Origin of the sequence: Moorena sp. SIO3E8, from assembly GCF_010692445.1 — a bacterium.
In the GTDB taxonomy this organism is placed as follows: domain Bacteria; phylum Cyanobacteriota; class Cyanobacteriia; order Cyanobacteriales; family Coleofasciculaceae; genus Moorena; species Moorena bouillonii.
This window is the reverse complement of record NZ_JAAHHM010000334.1, coordinates 1-1,736: the sequence shown is the minus strand read 5'-3', so window position 1 is coordinate 1,736 and position 1,736 is coordinate 1. Positions and strand designations below refer to the sequence as shown.

Here is a 1,736-nt window from a genome sequence, read left to right as displayed (position 1 = left end):
GGGTGCGGCTCTTTTAAAAAGACAAAGAATAAGGTTTAGACAGGTATAGCAAGAGTAGGAGGAGCATTAGTAGAGCAACAAGCTTGAAAGAGTCGTTTCATTAAAGGAATACCATCAAGATACAAAGCCAGGTGATGACGTTTATGTTCCTGCTTTAAGTGAAAGCGCCAATATTCATTCCAATCACCACTAATATAAAGGGAGCGAAGACGTAAAACCGCCTCAGCACCCATAAGACTCCATCTAGCTCCAGTAAGATCCATGCGGTCTTTAATCAGATGACGACAAGCACCTTCAATCACCCCGGTAGCAATGGGAAGACCAGCTTTCAAGTAATCATTGTATTGGAGGTAAGCACTGTTATTGAGCAGATATTGGGCACAGGTATCCACTGGTTTACGTTGTGATGGGTTGAGTTGACGTAATGTGGCGCTGCGACGCATCCCAGCTGCCACCTGAGATGAGCGTCCTTGAAGAATCAGTAATATTCTTTGACTCACCCAAGCCTCCCCTTGGGGGCTGGTATCCCCATAAAAGGCAAATGCTGCCTTCCATAAATACTCAATTACATGGATAATATCGAGCACAATGGTTAAATTGAGCTGGTGTTGACGAGCATATTTCTTTAACAGCAATAATTGTGTTTTATTGCCATCGACTAGAGCACAAAAGTGTTTTTGTTGATTGGGGTCGCGGTGCAATGCCTCATCAAATGCTTCTGTGATCACCTGGTATGGTTCTTTTTCTAAACTTGCCCAAACACGCTTGCCCATTGGTCGAGGTCGTTTGATGTTTTGGTCTGATTCAGAGGGATTGACAATTTGCTCAGGTGTGCGAACCAAGGGGTCAATAGTATAAACTGAAGCTACTGTTGCCATACGTTTGGCATTGCGCTTTTCCCCTTTAGTTAATCGTTTATTTAATTTTTTCGAAGAAGCAAGTGCTCGTTTTTGGGTGTCGGCACGTAGGTCTTGTGTACGCATCACAACACCCTTTCCATCAACAGTAATTACTACTATTTCTCCTGTGTGTTTTCCTTCAACCGATTGTGCTTGTTGCTGAGCGTAGAAAGAGTCAAAGTCACAAGCGCTCTTATAAGCCAATTGTTCAACTTGACGCTTACCAACTTTGGCGGCGGTGGTTTTGGAGATGATTTCCACTGTTTCTCCAAACCCGGAACGGGCTACTTCTTGAGCTACTCGCTCCCTGAGTCCATGAGAGTATTGTTCTGGTGGTAAGTTTAATTCTGCATCCAATGGATTGAGGGAAGTGATCTTCCTTCCTCCGTAACCAATACGATGGGCAATGACCGTGCCAAAGATGGTTGTTAGTTTCCTGTTTCCTCTGATCTTATGGGTTCTGTTTACTCCGTCCCTACCTAAACAATCACCCTCGATTTCGTCGTTACTTCGTCTATCCAAGTAACCTTGTAACAGTCGTCTCAATAGTTCGTATCCATTTTCGAGTAGTAACGTCTCTAATTCCCCATGCTCTAAACCGCACACTGTTTCTGAACCGAGCCAATCAACTATTTGTTCAAATAGCTCTCGCGCTCCTGAAAAAAATCTGTCTTCATTATTAGTAGATGGTTGCATATGTCTGACTTAATCCTGGCTCATACTGCTGCGGTTGCGCCTGTCGAGTCCTTCGGTTTTTTCTCTCAAAACACTGCTACAGGACAGCTTGGGTTAAAAAACTCTTCCCCATTCTATCGTCTTTCTATAAGAGCCGCACCC

1 protein-coding gene is annotated in these 1,736 nt (G+C 44.0%); it reads right to left on the bottom strand.

Annotated features, from left to right (window positions below):
- Window positions 1–35 precede the first annotated feature (35 nt).
- Window positions 36–1,595, bottom strand: a complete 1,560-nt coding sequence (locus F6K46_RS39560; RefSeq protein WP_293068947.1) for an ISKra4 family transposase — start codon at window positions 1,593–1,595, stop codon at window positions 36–38.
- Window positions 1,596–1,736 lie beyond the last annotated feature (141 nt).